The 245-nt window shown below is 62.9% G+C and carries 1 protein-coding gene; it reads left to right on the top strand.

All coding sequences use genetic code 11. The features are described from left to right. A partial coding sequence (locus tag KVS69_RS20205; RefSeq protein WP_217540057.1) for an NAD(P)H-dependent oxidoreductase occupies nucleotides 1-245 on the top strand: 245 nt, incomplete at both ends.

Raw genomic sequence — 245 nt, 5'->3', positions numbered from 1 at the left:
CCATGACCGGAATCATGAAGGCGCAGATCGACTGGTTTCCTCTGGCCGACGGCGCCAAGCGCCCAACACAGGGCAAAACCTTGGCGGTGATGCAGGTGTCCGGCGGCTCGCAGAGCTTCAACGCGGTAAACCAGCTGCGCGTACTCGGCCGGTGGATGCGCATGGTCACCATCCCGAACCAGTCCTCGGGGGCCAAGGCCTTCCAGGAATTTGATGAGGACGGGCGCATGAAGCCGTCTGCGTAC

It is taken from the genome of Stenotrophomonas sp. GbtcB23, from assembly GCF_019091045.1.
GTDB classification, from domain to species: Bacteria; Pseudomonadota; Gammaproteobacteria; order Xanthomonadales; family Xanthomonadaceae; genus Stenotrophomonas; species Stenotrophomonas rhizophila_A.
This window is presented reverse-complemented; position numbering and strand designations above follow the sequence as displayed.